This window comes from Paenibacillus cellulositrophicus (assembly GCF_009363095.1).
Lineage (GTDB): Bacteria > Bacillota > Bacilli > Paenibacillales > Paenibacillaceae > Paenibacillus_AQ > Paenibacillus_AQ favisporus.
On sequence record NZ_CP045295.1, the window covers coordinates 6,174,192 to 6,192,395 of the forward strand.

Annotated in this window: 18 protein-coding genes; all 18 read left to right on the plus strand. The window is 53.8% G+C overall.

The annotated features are described in order from the left end of the window. Positions 1-52 precede the first annotated feature (52 nt). The 18 genes from dprA (at position 53) to flgG (ending at position 18,179) form a co-directional block, all read left to right on the plus strand. Entirely contained in the window at positions 53-1,171 is a 1,119-nt protein-coding gene (gene dprA, locus GCU45_RS28150) for a DNA-processing protein DprA (protein WP_152402222.1), read from the plus strand. Between the two features lie 53 nt (positions 1,172-1,224). Further along, the gene (topA, locus tag GCU45_RS28155; protein ID WP_145134945.1) at positions 1,225-3,327 is read left to right on the plus strand and encodes a type I DNA topoisomerase; all 2,103 of its coding nucleotides are present in this window, start codon (positions 1,225-1,227) and stop codon (positions 3,325-3,327) included. Between the two features lie 25 nt (positions 3,328-3,352). Continuing rightward, entirely contained in the window at positions 3,353-4,693 is a 1,341-nt protein-coding gene (gene trmFO / locus GCU45_RS28160; RefSeq protein ID WP_152402224.1) for an FADH(2)-oxidizing methylenetetrahydrofolate--tRNA-(uracil(54)-C(5))-methyltransferase TrmFO, read from the plus strand. 18 nt (positions 4,694-4,711) lie between these two features. Continuing rightward, complete coding sequence (gene hslV, locus GCU45_RS28165) at positions 4,712-5,254, plus strand: ATP-dependent protease subunit HslV (RefSeq protein ID WP_076168171.1); 543 nt, start codon at positions 4,712-4,714, stop codon at positions 5,252-5,254. Positions 5,255-5,270: 16 nt separating this feature from the next. Next, entirely contained in the window at positions 5,271-6,674 is a 1,404-nt protein-coding gene (gene hslU, locus GCU45_RS28170; protein ID WP_152402226.1) for an ATP-dependent protease ATPase subunit HslU, read from the plus strand. Positions 6,675-7,200: 526 nt separating this feature from the next. Beyond that, positions 7,201-7,608, plus strand: coding sequence for a flagellar basal body rod protein FlgB (gene flgB / locus GCU45_RS28175; protein ID WP_105443631.1), 408 nt, complete (start codon positions 7,201-7,203; stop codon positions 7,606-7,608). 12 nt (positions 7,609-7,620) lie between these two features. Continuing rightward, entirely contained in the window at positions 7,621-8,064 is a 444-nt protein-coding gene (flgC, locus tag GCU45_RS28180; protein WP_234489631.1) for a flagellar basal body rod protein FlgC, read from the plus strand. A gap of 41 nt (positions 8,065-8,105) precedes the next feature. Then, positions 8,106-8,417 (plus strand): flagellar hook-basal body complex protein FliE, encoded by a 312-nt coding sequence (gene fliE / locus GCU45_RS28185; RefSeq protein ID WP_076168164.1) that lies wholly within the window; start codon positions 8,106-8,108, stop codon positions 8,415-8,417. A gap of 98 nt (positions 8,418-8,515) precedes the next feature. Then, positions 8,516-10,096, plus strand: coding sequence for a flagellar basal-body MS-ring/collar protein FliF (fliF, locus tag GCU45_RS28190; RefSeq protein ID WP_152402227.1), 1,581 nt, complete (start codon positions 8,516-8,518; stop codon positions 10,094-10,096). An 11-nt stretch (positions 10,097-10,107) separates the two neighbouring features. Beyond that, the gene (gene fliG / locus GCU45_RS28195; RefSeq protein ID WP_076168160.1) at positions 10,108-11,124 is read left to right on the plus strand and encodes a flagellar motor switch protein FliG; all 1,017 of its coding nucleotides are present in this window, start codon (positions 10,108-10,110) and stop codon (positions 11,122-11,124) included. After that, entirely contained in the window at positions 11,117-11,962 is an 846-nt protein-coding gene (locus GCU45_RS28200) for a FliH/SctL family protein (RefSeq protein WP_152402229.1), read from the plus strand. Before fliG ends, GCU45_RS28200 begins: the two co-directional genes overlap by 8 nt. Beyond that, positions 11,949-13,268 carry a flagellar protein export ATPase FliI gene (fliI, locus tag GCU45_RS28205; protein WP_076168156.1) on the plus strand — a complete coding sequence of 440 codons (1,320 nt, stop codon included), beginning with the start codon at positions 11,949-11,951 and terminating at the stop codon, positions 13,266-13,268. The genes GCU45_RS28200 and fliI overlap by 14 nt, the downstream gene beginning before the upstream one ends. 9 nt (positions 13,269-13,277) lie before the next feature. Further along, positions 13,278-13,727 (plus strand): flagellar export protein FliJ, encoded by a 450-nt coding sequence (gene fliJ, locus GCU45_RS28210; RefSeq protein ID WP_105443629.1) that lies wholly within the window; start codon positions 13,278-13,280, stop codon positions 13,725-13,727. A 42-nt stretch (positions 13,728-13,769) separates the two neighbouring features. After that, positions 13,770-14,705: a MotE family protein gene (locus tag GCU45_RS28215; RefSeq protein ID WP_152402231.1), complete on the plus strand. Its 936-nt coding sequence runs from the start codon at positions 13,770-13,772 to the stop codon at positions 14,703-14,705. Between the two features lie 78 nt (positions 14,706-14,783). After that, positions 14,784-16,250 (plus strand): flagellar hook-length control protein FliK, encoded by a 1,467-nt coding sequence (locus tag GCU45_RS28220; RefSeq protein WP_152402233.1) that lies wholly within the window; start codon positions 14,784-14,786, stop codon positions 16,248-16,250. Between the two features lie 17 nt (positions 16,251-16,267). Next, positions 16,268-16,894: a flagellar hook capping FlgD N-terminal domain-containing protein gene (locus tag GCU45_RS28225; protein WP_152402235.1), complete on the plus strand. Its 627-nt coding sequence runs from the start codon at positions 16,268-16,270 to the stop codon at positions 16,892-16,894. Further along, positions 16,891-17,280 carry a TIGR02530 family flagellar biosynthesis protein gene (locus GCU45_RS28230; RefSeq protein WP_116231250.1) on the plus strand — a complete coding sequence of 130 codons (390 nt, stop codon included), beginning with the start codon at positions 16,891-16,893 and terminating at the stop codon, positions 17,278-17,280. Before GCU45_RS28225 ends, GCU45_RS28230 begins: the two co-directional genes overlap by 4 nt. An 83-nt stretch (positions 17,281-17,363) precedes the next feature. Beyond that, complete coding sequence (gene flgG / locus GCU45_RS28235) at positions 17,364-18,179, plus strand: flagellar basal body rod protein FlgG (protein ID WP_152402238.1); 816 nt, start codon at positions 17,364-17,366, stop codon at positions 18,177-18,179. The last annotated feature ends 25 nt before the right edge of the window (positions 18,180-18,204 follow it).

Below are 18,204 nucleotides of genomic sequence, written 5' to 3' on the forward strand. Positions count from 1 at the left end.
TTGTGTTTTCAACACCAAAAATCTGGAAAATATAAGGAAGGGCGGGATTGGCGTGAAGGACGAACGGTGGCTATTGATCGCACTGCATGAGACCGAGGGGATCGGGAGGAAGAGTATTGCCAGGCTGCGCGGGCAGCGTATGTTCTCCGAGGACATGCTCCATTATAATAGTAGAGATTGGGAGGAAGCAGGTTTTCCCGAGGAAAAGGCGAAGCTTTTATCTGAACGAATCACACCCGATTTGATCGAAGAGCTGAAATCCCGTAAGCTTGAGGGAGGCGCCGGCATCCTGACTTTTTTGGATGAGGATTACCCTGCGTATTTAAAGGAGATTGCGGAGCCTCCATGGGTATTGTACTGCACAGGAAAACGGGGATTGCTGCAAACGCCCGGCGTCGCCATGGTCGGGACAAGGGTACCGACGGCCTATGGCCGTAAGGTCGGCCAGGAGCTGGCGGAGGGCATCAGTGCGGCTGGATTCACGATTGTCAGCGGCATGGCCAGAGGCATCGACAGCGTGTGCCATGAAGCCGCTCTTGCCTGCGGAGGAAATACGATTGCGGTGATGGGGACCGGTCATGGCGTAATCTATCCGCCGGAGAACAGAGGATTGTATGAGCGGATCGCCGAGGATGGACTCATTCTGACGGAGTATCCTTCCGGGACCAAATCGCATCCCGGCCTGTTTCCGCAGCGCAACCGTATCATCGCCGGCTTGACGCTTGGGACGCTGGTCGTCGAAGCGGACTCGCGCAGCGGTTCTTTGATTACGGCGGATCTGGCGCTCGAAGCCGGTAGGGATGTGTTCGCCGTGCCTGGGCCGGTCACCTCGCCCAAGAGCCGCGGGGCGCTGAACTTGATTAAACAAGGAGCCAAAATGGTGCTGAATGCCGAAGACGTCATCGAAGAATATGATTCATGGTTGCCAAAAGGGTTTGAAGATACATACAATAGGGAGCGTCAGATGTTGGAGGACACGCGGCTGCCTGCAGATCATTTGACAATGGATGAGCTTGGGATATACCATATATTGGAACAAGGGCCGTCTACATTGGATGAGCTGCTGCAGCAGACCGGATGGGATTTTGGACATTTGCATTCAGTTCTGTTATCTTTAATCATAAAAAAGCAGATTACCCAATTATCTGGTGCTATATACAAGCTTATATAACAAGAGTCTATTGACTAACATTCACAGAATTGTTCGGAAAGGGGGATGAACCTATGGCTGACTCACTTGTCATCGTCGAATCGCCGGCCAAGGCGAAAACGATCGGCAAATATTTAGGCAGCAAGTATATCGTAAAAGCTTCGATGGGTCACGTGCGTGATCTCCCGAAGAGCCAAATCGGGGTTGAGGTTGAGAATGACTTTAATCCGAAATATATTACGATCCGTGGAAAAGGCTCCGTATTAAAGGAACTCAAGGACGCCAGCAAAAAAGTGAAAAAGGTTTATCTCGCAGCTGACCCCGATCGCGAGGGTGAAGCGATTGCCTGGCATCTTGCCCATGCCCTGGAGCTCGACGATACGGATAGCTGCCGCGTCGTGTTTAACGAAATTACGAAGCAAGCGGTCAAGGATGCATTTAAAACGCCGCGCAAAATCAATATGGACCTGGTTAACGCACAGCAGGCCAGACGTATTCTGGACCGGCTCGTCGGTTACAAGATCAGTCCGCTTTTGTGGAAAAAGGTAAAGAAAGGCTTGTCCGCGGGCCGCGTTCAATCGGTGGCGGTCAAGATCATCATCGACCGGGAGAACGAAATCAATGCGTTCATTCCGGAAGAATACTGGTCTATTACGGCCCAGCTCGCCAAGGGAGATTCCGTTTTCGAAGCGAAATTCCAGCAGCTGAACGGCCAGAAGAAAGAATTGTCACGCGAGGATGAAGTAAACGAAGTGCTCGCTGCCATTAAGGGAGCCACCTTTAAAGTCAGCGAAGTAAAGGAAAAGGAACGCCAGCGGCATCCTTCGCCTCCGTTTACGACAAGCTCCCTGCAGCAGGAAGCTGCCCGGAAGCTTAATTTTCGTGCCGCCAAAACGATGTCCGTCGCCCAGCAGCTGTACGAAGGCGTAGAGCTCGGGAAGGAAGGGACCGTCGGCCTCATCACTTATATGCGTACGGATTCCACCCGGATTGCCGGATCGGCACAGGAAGAAGCCAAGGAATTTATCAGCGGGAAGTACGGGGATCCGTTTGTTCCTGAAACTCCGCGGGAGTATTCGAAAAAATCGGCGAACGCCCAGGATGCCCACGAAGCGATCCGCCCGACCTCGGTCATGCGCGATCCCGACTCCGTGAAGTCGTTCATGAGCCGTGACCAATACCGTCTTTACAAGCTGATTTGGGAACGTTTCGTTGCCAGCCAGATGGCTTCCGCCATACTGGATACGCTTTCCGTTGATATTGCGGCCGGTCCTGCCGTATTCCGCGCATCCGGTTCAAAAGTCCGTTTCCAGGGCTTTATGAAGGTATACGTGGAAGGCAACGATGACGGAACGACGGAAGAAGAGAAGTTTTTGCCTGCCTTGGCCGTAGGTGATAAGCTGAAGAAGGAAGATATCGAGCCGAAGCAGCACTTCACGCAGCCGCCTCCGCGCTACACCGAAGCCCGGCTGGTCCGGGCGATGGAGGAGCTCGGCATCGGACGGCCAAGTACGTATGCGCCGACGCTGGAGACGATCCAAAAGCGCGGTTACGTGGCGATCGAAGAGAAAAAGTTCGTTCCGACAGAACTGGGTGAATTGATCATCGAGCAGATGGAACAATTTTTCCCGGAAATTCTTGATGTGGAATTTACGGCCCACATGGAAGACGATCTCGACCATGTCGAGGAAGGCTCGGAGGATTGGGTCAAGGTGCTGGCCGAGTTCTATTCTTCCTTTGAAAAGCGCCTGGAAGTAGCCGAAGAAGAAATGAAGGAAATCGAAATCGAGGATGAGGTATCGGACGAGATTTGCGACAAATGCGGCCGACCGATGGTATACAAATTGGGGCGGTTTGGCAAATTCCTCGCCTGCTCCGGATTTCCGGACTGCCGGAACACGAAGCCGATCGTCAAAGATATCGGCGTCACTTGTCCGAAATGCAAGGAAGGGCATGTGGTCGAGCGCCGCAGCAAGAAGGGGCGGATTTTCTATGGCTGTGACCGTTACCCGGAATGCGATTTCGTATCCTGGGATAAACCGTCGCCGAAGCCTTGTCCGAAATGCGGCTCTCTGATGGTTGAGAAGCGCAACAAGCAGGGAGCACGTCTCCAATGCACGGCATGCGACCATACCGAGCCCCTGGAAGAGAACGAAGACAACGAAGAAATGATGTAATTGTAAACAGCAGGGGGTAATGAAGTTGACAGAAGTACAGCAGGTAACCGTCATCGGCGCGGGTCTGGCAGGCAGCGAGGCTGCCTGGCAGATCGCAAGCCGGGGGGTTCCCGTGAAATTATACGAAATGCGTCCGGTCGTGAAGACGCCCGCGCACCATACGGACAAGTTCGCCGAGCTCGTCTGCACCAATTCGCTGCGTGCCAACGGACTTACGAACGCAGTCGGCGTCATCAAAGAAGAAATGCGGATGCTGGATTCACTGATCCTGAAGTCCGCCGATAAAAATGCGGTTCCTGCCGGAGGCGCTCTGGCGGTGGACCGCGACGGTTTTTCCGGGGATATTACGAGCACTCTCCATAACCATCCGCTGATTGAAGTCGTAAACGAAGAAATTCAGCATATACCAGAAGAAGGGATTGTCGTCATCGCCACAGGCCCGCTGACCTCGCCTGCGCTCTCCGCCGAGATCAAAGCACTCATGGGCGAGGAGTATTTCTACTTCTATGACGCTGCGGCTCCAATCGTCGAGAAAGACTCCATCGACATGAGCAAAGTATACCTGGCTTCCCGCTATGATAAAGGCGAAGCGGCTTACTTGAACTGTCCGATGACCGAAGAGGAATTCAACGCGTTTTATGACGCGCTGGTCAATGCGGAAGTCGCGCAACTGAAAGAGTTTGAGAAGGAAGTATACTTCGAGGGCTGCATGCCGATCGAGGTCATGATGAAGCGCGGCAAGCAGACGGCGCTGTTCGGGCCGATGAAGCCGGTAGGGCTGGTCAACCCGCACACGGGTGAGCTGCCTTATGCGGTCGTGCAGCTGCGTCAAGATAATGCCGCCGGTACGCTGTACAATCTGGTCGGCTTCCAAACCCACCTCAAATGGGGAGAGCAAAAGCGCGTATTCTCTATGATTCCGGGGCTGGAAAATGCGGAATATGTGCGCTACGGCGTCATGCACCGCAATACGTTCATCAACTCTCCGAAGCTGCTCCAACCGACCTATCAGCTGAAAACGAATGAGAACCTGTTTTTTGCCGGTCAGATGACAGGGGTAGAGGGATATGTGGAATCTGCCGCATCCGGGCTTATAGCGGGCATTAATGCAGCGAGAAAGGCGCTTGGACAGGACCTTGTCGTGTTCCCTGACACAAGCACCCTCGGCAGCATGGCTCATTATATTACGACCGCGGATTCGGAGCACTTCCAGCCGATGAACGCCAACTTCGGCCTGCTGCCGAAATTGGAAAAGAAAATCCGCAACAAAAAGGAAAAGAACGAGGCGCTGGCCGATCGGGCTTTGGAGACGATTGCCGCGTTTATCAAGGAAGCCGGACTGGCAACCGTACATCAGGAAGTATAGATTAGGAGGTCTGTAGGTATGGATTTATCTTTTCATGCGACAACCATTTGTGCTGTACGCCATAACGGAAAAGCGGCGATCGCCGGTGACGGCCAGGTGACCTTCGGTGAAAATGTCATTATGAAGCAGACCGCCAAAAAGGTGCGCCGCCTGTACAGAGGCCAGGTCGTTGCCGGCTTTGCAGGCTCTGTGGCGGACGCCATTACCCTTTTTGAAAAATTCGAAAGCAAACTGGAGGAGCATCACGGTAATCTGCAGCGTGCCGCCGTGGAGCTCGCCAAGGACTGGCGCCAGGATCGCGTTCTCCGCAAGCTTGAGGCACTCATGATCGTTATGGATAAAACCGGCATGCTGCTCATTTCCGGAGGCGGTGAAATCATCGAACCGGACGACGACGTACTGGCGATTGGCTCGGGAGGCAATTTTGCGCTCTCCGCCGGACGGGCGCTGAAGCGTCACGCCCAGGACTTGGAAGCGAAGGATATCGCGCGGGAAGCTTTGAAAATTGCTTCGGAAATTTGCGTATACACCAATGGAAATATCATTGTGGAAGAGCTGTAAGGGTGGAGGAATGCATATGGATAACCAAAGTTTGACGCCAAGACAAATCGTGGCCGAACTGGATAAATACATTGTAGGCCAGAAGCAGGCGAAGAAATCCGTCGCCGTCGCACTGCGCAACCGTTACCGCCGCAACCGGCTTCCCGAGGATGTTCGGGATGAGATTGTACCGAAGAACATCCTGATGATCGGTCCGACGGGTGTGGGCAAGACCGAAATCGCCAGACGTTTGGCGAAGCTGGTCAATGCGCCATTTGTGAAGATCGAAGCCACCAAATTTACGGAAGTGGGATACGTCGGCCGCGACGTGGAATCCATGGTCCGCGATTTGATCGAAACGTCCATCCGCATGGTCAAAGCGGAGCGTACGGAAAAAGTAAAAGACCGCGCCGAGGAGCTCGCCAACGAACGAATCGTGCAAATTCTCGTTCCGCCGGCTGGCAAAAACAAGGCACAGCGCAATCCGTTTGAAATGCTGTTCGGCAACGGAAATCAGAACGCACAGGATACGGAAGAAGATAAGGAGCAGGACAGCACCGTGACCGAACGCCGGCGCCAGGTGAAGTTTAAGCTTCAGTCCGGCAGCCTGGAAGACGACATGATCGAAATCGACGTGGAGGACAACTCGCCGACGATGATGGATATGCTGGCCGGGCAAGGGAATGACCAGATGGGCATGAACATGCAGGAAATGTTCGGCAGCCTGCTGCCGCGCCGGACGAAGAAGCGGAAGCTGTCGATCCGGGAAGCGCGCAAGGTGCTGACGCAGGAGGAAGCGACCAAGCTGATCGACATGGACGACGTCATCGCCGAGTCGATTCTTCGTGCCGAGCAGTCGGGCATCATCTTTATCGACGAAATCGATAAAGTTGCCAGCCAGGGCAAAGGCTCTGGGCCCGACGTGTCCCGTGAAGGCGTCCAGAGGGATATTCTGCCGATCGTGGAAGGGTCGACGGTCATGACCAAATACGGCCCTGTGAAGACGGACTTTATTTTGTTTATTGCAGCAGGTGCATTCCATATCGCCAAACCGTCGGACCTCATTCCCGAGCTTCAAGGCCGGTTCCCGATCCGCGTGGAGCTGAGCAGCTTGTCTCTCGACGACTTTGTGTCGATTCTGACCGAGCCGAAGAACGCCTTGACCAAGCAGTATACCGAGCTGCTCAAAACCGAGGACATCGAAGTCGAATTCTCATCTGAAGCGATCCGGGAAATTGCCAAAATTGCCGCGACCGTCAACCAGAATACCGAGAACATCGGTGCGCGCAGGCTGCATACGATTCTGGAGAAGCTGCTCGAGGATTTGTCGTTTGAGGCGCCTGAATTGACCTTGGAGAAAATGACCATCACGCCGGAATACGTGCGCGAAAAGCTGGGCGACATCGCCCAGGACCGCGATCTGAGCCAATATATATTGTAAACCGACAACCGTCACTGCGGAGACATGTCAGAAGGATGAAGATCCTTCGGGCATGTCTTTTTTTGTTGTGCTAAGGAAGGGACCGCAGGAAGGACAGTGCCGACATCGTAAGAACCTCCCTGGGAGGTATAACTACTATCCTGCGCTCGTATGCAAGGGAGAGGTTATTTTACGACACTTTCGCAAATCTGAAATTCTAGGACTATTCAGGCTGAGTTTTTATCGAAATGTGACAACAGGCCTGTCCTATGTAAGCCCACAAACCCTTATCCTGCAAAGATTTAGCAAAAATTTCGGAGAAATTAAGAATAAAGACCTTCTTTCTGGTAAAAGATAGGGCTTTTTTCTTATTGTAATATGTCCCAATCTTTAAGAAACTTAGGATATACGACAATATAGTAATTTTTTCTACTTTAGACCTAGAATAAGCAATATTTCTAAGGACTTTTGTCGAAAAAAAGTGAAATTGGGAAGAAAGTTCCCCACGGACAAATAGTAAAGTTATGGAAAACAAGGGGGATACGGAATGGATTTGCTGAACAGCGTCAGCTTTCAACGTTTGGAAGGCGGACTTCAGGCGGCAAACGCGCGCCAGAGAGTCATTGCGAACAACATTGCCAATGTCGACACGCCTTATTTCAAACGGTCCGAAGTGTCATTTGAAAGCCTGCTCCAGCAGGAAATTAATGGATCTGCACCACAGCTTCGCGGCAGGGTCACCGATCCCCGGCACTTCGTCATTGGTCCTACGAATTCGGTCCCGGATCCAGTTGTAACGGAGGACCAATCGACAGCGATGAACAACAATATGAACAATGTGGATATTGACCGGGAGATGTCCGCACTGGCTGACAACCAGCTTCAGTACAACGCCTACATCCAGCAGATGAACGACCAGATCAAAATGATGCGGACAGCCATTGAAGGGAGATAATCGCGGGTGAACATGAACAGCAGCTTTGGGATTAGCGCTTCGGCGCTGACGGCACAGCGTTTGCGGATGGACGTCATTTCGTCCAACATTGCGAATGCGGAAACGACGAGAGCGTCGGTGGTTGACGGCAAAGCGGTGCCGTACCGCCGCAAAATGGTTGTGCTTTCGCCGAATGAATCGGATTTCTCCAGCATGCTGGAAGCACAAATGAACGGACAAAGTGCGGGGAAAGGTGTGAAAGTGGCTGCAATCCAGGAGGATCAGACGCCGCTGAAGCCGGTATACAATCCGACTCATCCGGATGCAGATGCGCAAGGGTATGTCTACATGCCTAACGTGGATATCGCCAAAGAAATGATCGATATGATTTCGGCCACGAGATCTTACGAAGCGAACGTCACAGCACTGAATTCCTCAAAAGCGATGATCACGAAGGCCTTGGAAATAGGTCGATAAGCCTAGTTTGAATAAATAAATGCAGGTAAGGAGGGACATTGATGATTCAAAACTCGATGTTTTCGACACAAAGCATCCAACCGCTCGACATGAAGCAAAGCGCATCAAGCGCAAGCAAGACGCCAGCCCAATCTCTTAGCGATTTCGGATCTTATCTTGAAAATGCGCTGAACCAGGTGGCCGGGCAAGAGAAAGCCGCCGAAGAAATGAGCAATCAGTTCATGCTCGGACAAGTTGATGTGGACCAGGTGATGGTTTCTTCGCAAAAAGCGCTTCTCAGCCTGGAGCTGACGACGCAGATTCGGAACAAAGCGATCGAAGCGTACCAGGAGATCATGCGGACGCAAATTTAAAGGCTGCAGACAAAAGAGTGAACGAAGGATTTGGCGGATCGCCTGAACCTATTCATTCATAGATTTATGCTAAGTTTTCGGGTGGGGTGGGTGACGTTGTGAACGAAAGAATCGTCCAGTATAAGGACAAGGTCGTTCAGTACTGGAATCAATTCAGCAAAAAGCAGAAAATTTTATTCATTTCTACGATCGCTTTTATTATCATCGCCATTGTCGTGCTGACCATGCAGTTTTCCAAAACGGAGTATGAAGTGGCCTTCAAGGACTTGAATGCCAGTGACTCCGCAGGCATTATGAACTACCTTGATACGAACAACATCCCGTATAAATTGAGTCCTAACGGAACATCCATTTCGGTACCGAGTACGGAGGCGGCTCGCATCAAGGTCGATGTCGGCTCACAGGGACTCATTCAGAATGGATCCATCGGTTTCAAAACGTTCGATCAATCATCATCGATCGGCACAACCGACAGCGAGTTTGACGTCAAGTACAACAACGCATTGAACGGAGAAGTTGAGCAGCTGCTCACGAGCATGAACGGCATAAATAAGGCTAAAGTCCTAGTAAACCTGCCGAAGGAAAGTGTGTTTGCAAGCGAAGAAGACCAGGAGAAAGCAAGCGCCTCAGTCGTGCTTTCCTTTAAACCGGGTTATCATCCAAGCCAGCAAACGATCGACGGGTACTTTAACTTGGTCAAGACCGCCGTACCGAATCTGCCGGTAGAGAATATTACCATCACCGAATCAGAGGGCAATACGGAGCTGCTGTCGTCGGCCCAAGGCGGTTCGGGAACGCTGTCCTCGTCCGTCGAAGAAAATTTTGCGCTTCAGAAAAAGTTCGAAAGCGAAGTTCGCCAGAACGTCAAAGAGTTTCTGAGCCAGTTCATGGGACCGAATAAAGTCGATGTCCTCGTCGTCTCCAAGCTGAATTTCGATAAAGTTCAGAGCAAGGAAAACATGGTGACACCGGTAGATACGGAGAACATGAAAGGCATTGAAATCAGCGTTCAGGAAATTTCGAAGAATTATACGGGTAAGAGCAATCCGGATAGCGGAGTGGCGGGCACGGGCCAAACCCAGGTGCCGGGGTATCCAAGTAACTCGTCCACAGGTGACGTAACTTCCGAGGATTTGTCCAAGACGATCAATTACGAGGTTAACCATATTACCAAAGACATCGTTGCCAGTCCGTATACCGTAAAAGATTTAACCATAAACGTAGCAGTTGAACCACCAACGGGACAAACCAGTGTAGATCAACAAACCAGAGATGCCATTCAGAATATCTTGGTAAATATCGTAAGGGCATCGCTTGCCGATTCCGGTATTACATATACAGACGCTGATTTGGCTAAAAAAGTTTCGGTCTATTCGCAACCTTTCAGTGGTAATGTTACCCAGCCGAGCGGAATCAAGCTTTCCCAAGGCATGCTGTGGGGAATTGGCCTTGCCGCGCTTGCGCTGCTTGCGGGTGGAGGTTACCTGATTTACCGCCGCCGCAAGAACAAAGAGGAAATCGAAGAAGATCTTCCGCTGCCGCCTGCGGCAGAGTTTCCTTCCATTAATCTGGAGAGCGTGACGAACGAAAGTCAGGTGCGCAAACAGCTGGAGACATTGGCGAAGAGAAAGCCGGATGAATTCGTCAACCTGCTGCGTACATGGCTCGCGGATGAATAGGGGGTGGATTTATGGCAAAAGCAAACAGCCAGGCACTGAGCGGGCGGCAAAAAGCGGCCATCCTGCTCATTACGCTGGGACCGGAAGTGTCCGCACAAATTTTTAAGCACTTGCGTGACGACGAGATCGAGCAGCTGACGCTGGAAATCGCCAATGTGCGCAAAGTGGACAGTGTGGAAAAGGACCTGATTATGTCCGAGTTTCATCAAATCTGTCTGGCCCAGGAATATATTTCGCAGGGCGGCATCAACTACGCCAAGGAAATCCTTGAAAAGGCGCTCGGCTCGCAGAAGGCGCTTGAAGTCATCAACCGTCTGACGGCGACGCTGCAGGTACGCCCGTTCGATTTTGCCCGCAAAGCGGATCCGAACCAGATTTTGAACTTTATACAGAACGAAAATGCCCAGACGATCGCCCTGGTGCTGTCCTACCTGCAATTTGAGCAGGCGGCGGCGATTCTGTCCTCCCTGCCGCAGGAAAAGCAGGCGGATGTGGCAAGAAGAATCGCGGTTATGGACAGCACGTCACCTGAAGTTATCGCCCAGGTAGAGCGCGTGCTGGAGCAGAAGCTGTCGGCGACCGTGACACAGGATTACACGAATGCCGGCGGCATCGAATCGATCGTCCAGATTTTGAACGGAGTCGACCGGGGAACCGAACGAACGATCCTCGATTCGCTCGAAATTCAGGATCCGGAGCTGGCCGAAGAAATCAAGAAGAGAATGTTCGTGTTCGAGGATATTGTCAACGTCGACAACCGTTCCATTCAGCGGATCATCCGCGACATCGAGAACGCCGACCTTCAGCTTGCCCTCAAGGTGGCGAGCGAAGAGGTGCGGGACGTCATTTTCCGCAACATGTCCAAGCGGATGGCCGAAACCTTCAAGGAAGAGATGGAATATATGGGGCCAGTGCGGCTGCGTGACGTCGAAGAAGCTCAGACCCGCATCGTAGGCACCATCCGCAGACTGGAAGAAGCCGGGGAGATCATCATCGCCCGCGGCGGAGGAGATGACATCATTGTCTAATTTGATTAAGTCTTCGCAGTACGTACCGGTGGAAGCCCTCAAGCGGCTGGATCTGGCAAGGCACTATGCGCTTCCGGAGCAGGATGAGGCAAACAACGAGGTAAAGATTGAAGAGATCCGGGCCCAGGCGGATGAAGAGAGTAAACGGCTCAGCCAGGAAATGCTGCAGGATGCCAAGGAGTTCGCGGAGCGACACATCCGTGAGGCGTCTGAAGAGGCGCAGCGGATACTGGCCGAGAACGAGGAGAAGATCAATGCCTGGTGGCAGGAACGCAGGGAGCAGGACGAGCACCTGATCGAGGCCGTGAAGTCGGAAGGCTACGCAGAGGGATACCGGGAAGGCGCTGAGAAAGCGGAAGCGGATCTTGCGGCCAAGCTTCAGGAAATGATGGCCGAAGCCCAGTCGGTTTTGCGGCATGCCTATATGATCAAAGAGCAGATCATTCAGGAAGCCGAGCCCTTTCTCGTAGATCTGAGCTGTGCCATCGCCGAGAAGGTGATCGACAAGCAGCTGACCGTGGACCGGGATTATGCGATCGATCTCATCCGGAAGAACTTGTCCCGCAAACGGGAGCAGGGCGTAATTACGCTTTGCGTGGCGCCGGAGCATTTCGCTTTTGTCCAGGCGGCCCGGGAAGAGCTGAGCGTGGCGATCGATTCGCAAGCGGAGCTGCAAATCCTGCCGGATGCTACGGTTCATGATCACGGCTGCGTCATCCGCTCCTCGTTCGGCAGCGTCGACGCACGCGTGGAAACACAGCTGACCGAAATCAAAAAAGAGCTGATACGCATCGCTCTGGACGAAGGGGAACGGAGAGACCAAGATGAAGGTGCTTGACAGCGGACGGTATATGGAGCATTTGCGGAACATCGATCCGGTCCGGATCAACGGAAAAGTCACCCAGGTCATCGGACTGATGGTCGAGTCGGAAGGCCCGGACGCCAGCGTCGGAGACGTCTGCTACATTTATCCGAGCAAAGGAGCCAAGCCGCTGCAGGCGGAAGTTGTCGGTTTCCGCGACAACAAGGTTCTGCTCATGCCGCTCGGTGAGCTGCAGTCGATCGGACCGGGGTGCGATGTGGTCGGCACGGGCAAGCCGCTCAGCGTTCAGGTAGGCTCCGAGCTGCTTGGCAAGGTGCTGGACGGTTTGGGGCAGCCGCTCGACGGTTCACTGATTCCGACCCGGATGCCGCACAGCTCGACGTATAACACGCCGCCCAACCCGCTGAACCGGCCCCGGGTGCTGGAGCCGATCAGCATCGGCGTACGGGCGATCGATGGTCTGCTGACCATCGGCAAAGGGCAGCGGGTCGGGATTTTCGCCGGTTCGGGCGTCGGGAAAAGTACGCTGATGGGCATGATCGCGCGCAACACCGCGGCGGATGTCAACGTGATCGCGCTCATCGGCGAGCGGGGACGGGAAGTGCTCGATTTTATCGAGCGCGACCTGGGTCCCGAGGGGCTGCAGCGATCGGTGGTCATCGTGGCCACCTCCGACCAGCCTGCGCTGATCCGGATCAAGGGAGCGCTGATCGCGACGACGATCGCCGAGTATTTCCGGGACCGGGGCATGAACGTCATGCTGATGATGGATTCCGTGACGCGGTATGCGATGGCGCAGCGGGAAGTGGGGCTGGCGATCGGCGAACCGCCGGCGATGCGCGGTTATACGCCGTCGGTGTTCGCGAGCCTGCCGAAGCTGCTCGAACGGGCGGGGACAGGGCCGCAAGGTTCCATTACCGCCTTTTACACCGTGCTCGTCGACGGCGACGACATGAATGAGCCGATCGCGGATGCGGTGCGGGGAATCCTGGACGGGCACATCGTGCTGAACAGGGGTATCGCGAACAAGGGCCATTTTCCCGCGATCGACGTGCTTGCCAGCATCAGCCGGGTGATGAAGGATATTGCGCCGCGCGAGCAGACGGACGCTGCAGATAATTTGAAGCGGCTGATGGCTGTCTACAAAGAGTCCGAGGATCTGATCAACATCGGCGCTTACCAAAAAGGCTCGAACGAGCAAATCGATGAAGCCATCGATTCCATCCAGGCCATCTGGGATTTTACCAAGCAGCGCGTAGACGAAAAAGTGACGCTGGAGCAGGTTCAAGAACGTTTGATTTCCGAATTTTCAAGGAGATGACCTTAAGGGATGAGATTTCAGTACGCGTTCCAAAAAATTGTCGACCTCAAAAGCAACGAACGTACCCAGGCGGAATGGATGCTGTCCAGCGCCATCGGCAAGCTTCAGGCGGAAGAAAAATCGCTGGGAGAGCTGCTGGATATCCGGGAGAGCATGGTCAAGCAGCTTCAGGAAGCCGCAGGCCAATGCGTTCCTGTCTCCATGATTCAGGAAATTCAGGCGTATGTCGAATATTTGGACCAATGCATACGGATGAAGCATGTGGATGTGAACAGAGCCAATATGAAGGTTCAGATGCAGCAGAAGCATTTGTCCACAAAGATGCTGGATGAAAACGTCTGGTTAAAAGCGCGGGACAAAGCAAAGACGGCATTTCAGCAGCAGGCGCTCCTGCATGAGCAGAACGAGCTTGACGAGATGGCGACCGTACGGTTTGCCATGGGCGCTAGGGCGAGATGAGTGAACGTGATATAGAGCTGCTGGCTTGGGGGTGGAACAACTGTGGCAAGAACAGGTTTTGAAGAATTAGAGAAAGAATCAACAGGGGGATTTGAACGGTTTTTGTTTTTAGTTATACCAATCATCTTTACGGTGGTGCTTCTGGGCGTGCTTCTGATGCTGCTGAACACCAACGTGCGGAACGAAGTGCTCGGCGTTGCCAACAAAATTCCGGTTGTGAAAAACTGGGTCCCTGACCCGGTCAAGGATCCGGAAGCGGCCAAGCTGGACAAAACGAAAGCACAGGTGGAGAGCGCGACCGCTACGATCAAGGAGCTGAAAAGCCAGCTGGAAGCCAAGGAAGCGGATCTTCAGAAGGCTAAGGAAGACCGGCAGCAGCAGGACAGTAAAATCAAATCGCTGCAGACGCAGATTGATCAGCTCCAGGAGAGCGGCGCGCAGGCTGCGGATGCACAGACGGGAAATACCGCCGACGATTACGAGAAGCAGGTCAAAAACTTGGCGAAAATGTACGCCGGCATGAGCCCGAGCAAAGCGGCGCCGATTCTGCAGAATATGACCACGGAAGAGGTCGTTCAGCTGCTTAACGCCATGGATGCCGACAGCCGAATGAACATCCTCGCCAAGATGGATCCGAAGATGGCGGCGGATATCACGCTGAAAATGAAGGACTCCGTGTCATCCAGCGATTTGGCGATCGCGGCGCTTCAGTCCAGAGTGAACAAGGACAGCGCCGCGCAGACGACACCGTCGTCAACCGGGCTCGACAAGGCTCAAATCAGCCAGACATTCGGGTCGATGAACGCGGACAGCGCGGCCAATCTGCTGCTGGCCATGTACAAGATCAGTCCGGACAAAGTACTGACGATTCTGGGCGCCGTGGCAGATTCGACACGGTCAAGCATTTTGGATTCGATGAGCAAAACAGACCAGAAGACGAGCGCTGTCATTCTCAACAAGCTGCTAAGCAGCAAGTAGTGATTCTTTTCAACCAGAGCTTCTTTTCAACAGAGTACTTGAATGTAGTACTGCACGCGAAAGGAGGTGAAAACAAAGATGAGCCTGATATTTCAAAACATTTCCGCAGGTACGTCAGCCGGAGCAAAGACAGCAGGAACAAGCGGCGGTGCGGCAAACGCCTCGGCGGGAACGGCACTGGTACCGGCATTTGGAGTATCGTTGACTCAGCTGATGACAGGTACAGCAGGCGGTTCGCAGGAAGCTTCGGCCATGAACGGCGTGGCGTCACTTTTGGAAGGGCTGCTGAAAAATGCTCAAGCGACCGCGGTTCAAGGGAACGGGGACAGTGATGAGCAGAATACCGCAGCCCTGCTGCAAAGCCTTCTTCTGGATGCCGATCAGCTGGATGAAGCGATTGCCGAAGACCCTGAAGTGCTGAGCGCCCTGCAAAGCTGGATTCAGCAGGTAACCACCTTGCTGCTGAACGTTCAAGGAAACGGCGAAGCACAGTCTGAAGACACCCCGGCTAATGAGGGAGATCAAGCCTTGACGGCACTGGCCAGCCACCCGGCGACGGCACGGTTTGCCGCGCAGGATGCGTTGGCCCAGCTGATCACGGTGCTGCAGCAGCCAACTACGGGGGCGGACACCACGGCGCAGGCGGCAGAACTGCTGGAAACGTTCCATAACCTGGTTCAGAACGCCACAGCTCCTGGGAAAAGCAAACCGGCGGCTCTGGTCAAGGACTCGGAATCGGCAGCACCACAGGAACCGGCACCAATGTTCCAGCCTAAAGCGGAAGGACAAGCCGGCCGCATCTCCGCGTTGCTGGAAGCGATCCGGCAGCAGCCGGCAGGCGATACTGCATCCGCTGCAAGCGGCAAGGCCGTGCTGAGTACGATCTTGACAAGACAGCATCCGAATGCCGATGCGCAAACAGCAGCATCCGCTGCAAGCCCTTCTTCCGGAGAAGAGATGGAAGCAGCGGCGAAGCCGGAGGATCCGCTTACCAGCCAGACGACGGTAACGGCAGGGCATCTCGTGATGAAAGAAGGCATTCAGTCGCCTCATAAAGCAGCGGCGCCAGCGGTGCCCGTTACGCAGTTTGCCAAAGAAATGAGCACTTTTGTCGTAAACAAGCTGGAAATCGTGAAGCAAGAAGGCATCTCGGAAGCGAAAATATCGCTGTACCCGGAACATTTGGGCCAGGTCGACATTAAGCTGACGATGCAAAACGGACAGCTCGTTGCCCAATTTACGACCGAGCACGCCGGAGCCAAGGATTTGCTGGAACAGCAGATGAGTCAGCTCCGCAGTACGCTGCAGTCTCAGGGTGTGCAGGTTGAGAAACTTGTGGTAACGCAAAACCCTTCGCTGCAGTCCCAAATGTATCACGATGGCCGTCAATCCCAATCCGGTCAGCAGCAGCCGAACCGCCGGCAAAAGGACAAGGACGCTTCCTCCAAAGATGCCTTGACCGTGGCTGAGCTGGGAGACGAGCTGAATGAATGGCTTGCCCGGCAGCAGGCGGATCAAGGAAATACATTTACGGCTAAAGCGTAAAACGGAGGTGAACAACCATGACAGATATCGTATCGACAAGCAACATTTGGCCTAACTACTCGGCTTCCAATGTGCAGAAGGCCAGCACGAAGACGCAGACGCTCGGGAAGGACCAGTTTCTGAGCATTCTGGTGACCCAGCTTAAAAACCAGGACCCGATGCAGCCGATGGAGGACAAGGAATTTATTGCCCAGATGGCCCAATTCACCTCGGTCGAGCAGCTGATGAACATATCCAGCCAGCTGAACGCCATGAGCCAGTCCCTTGGCAACGTATCGGGACTGATCGGCAAACAGATCAGCTGGGTCGATAGCGGAAGCAGCTCCGATCAATCAGGCGAAAGTACACCTGAGATCAAAACGGGCATCGTGGATTCGATTATCGTCAAGGACGGCGTTCAGTACGCTTCCGTCGGGTCGGTAGCGATTCCGATTACGAAGATCGTCGAAATCATGAATGCCAAGCAGGAAGAGGGCACTCCGCCGGCGGATACCGATACGCCATCAACTGACGGTGCGTCGAATGCGAGCGGCGCGGCAGAAGGTTCTGCGGGCAGCGGATCTGAAACCAGAGAGACGGGAGCCGAGGCAACAAGCGCAGCGGCAGGAGAGGGCACGACAGGCGGGAACGGGGAATCGGCATGAACGAACGGATGACGATCGGACAGCTCTACCCCGGAAGGATATATCCGGCCGCACCCGTCAAGACTTCGAAACCGGCCGCAACGCCGGACGCCTCGTCCCAGACGTCATTTGATGAACTGCTGCAGGGAAGCCTGCTCAAGTTCAGTAATCATGCGGCCAAGCGGCTGGAGCAAAGAGGAATCGAGATCAAAGGGGAACAGCTGGACAAGCTGAACCAAGCCGTTGAAAAGGCTGCCGCCAAAGGCAGCAAGGAATCGCTGATCCTGATGAAGGATATGGCGCTCATCGTCAACGTTCCTAACCGGACGGTCGTCACGGCGATGGACGGCAAATCCATGAAAGACAACGTGTTTACCCAAATCGACAGCGCGGTCGTGCTGTCGTAAGCTGGCTGGCCCGAACCGGAAAGCCAGGGAACTGCTGACCGACTGACGCAGTTCATTTCACAAACCTAGGAGGAAACAGACCAATGTTGAGATCGATGTATTCAGGCGTTTCAGGGATGCGCGGATTCCAAACCAAGCTCGACGTAATCGGCAACAATATCGCCAATGTCAACACGACGGGGTTTAAGGCAGGCCGGGTGATGTTTAAGGATGTCATGAGCCAGACCGTATCTGGCGTGACAGCGCCGGTTGACGGCGAATCGGGCGGAGCCAACGCCAAACAAATCGGGCTTGGCGTATCGATCGGATCGATTGATACGTTGCACACCGGGGGAAGCGCGCAGACGACAAACAATCCGACGGACTTGCGGATTGATGGTGACGGTTTTTTCCTTGTGAAACTGGATCCGGCCCAGGATCCTCCGTTCCTTACCAGAGCTGGCGATTTTCATGTGGATGCGCTGAAGAATCTGGTCACATCGGACGGGATGTTCGTCTGCGATTCAGGTGGGACTCCGATTAATTTGGCTGGAGCCGTTTCCTTTTCCATCTCACAGGACGGCACCATTATTCAAAAATTGGACGATGGATCAACCGATACTGCCCTTAAGGTTGGCGTAGGAAAGGTAACAAATCCGGAAGGGCTGGAGAAAGTCGGTGGGAACCTGTATCGCTTGACGCCAAATGCTATTGAGGATGGAACTTTTCAACCAGGTGAAGCAAATGATGCAACCACAGGTACCGGTGCAATCGTTGCAGGTCAGCTGGAAATGTCCAACGTCGACCTGACCGGCGAATTTACCGAAATGATCGTCGCCCAGCGCGGCTTCCAGGCGAACTCGCGGATCATTACGACCTCCGACGAGGTGCTGCAGGAAGTCGTCAATCTGAAGCGTTAGTAGAGTGAAGTGACGGGGGAGGCCT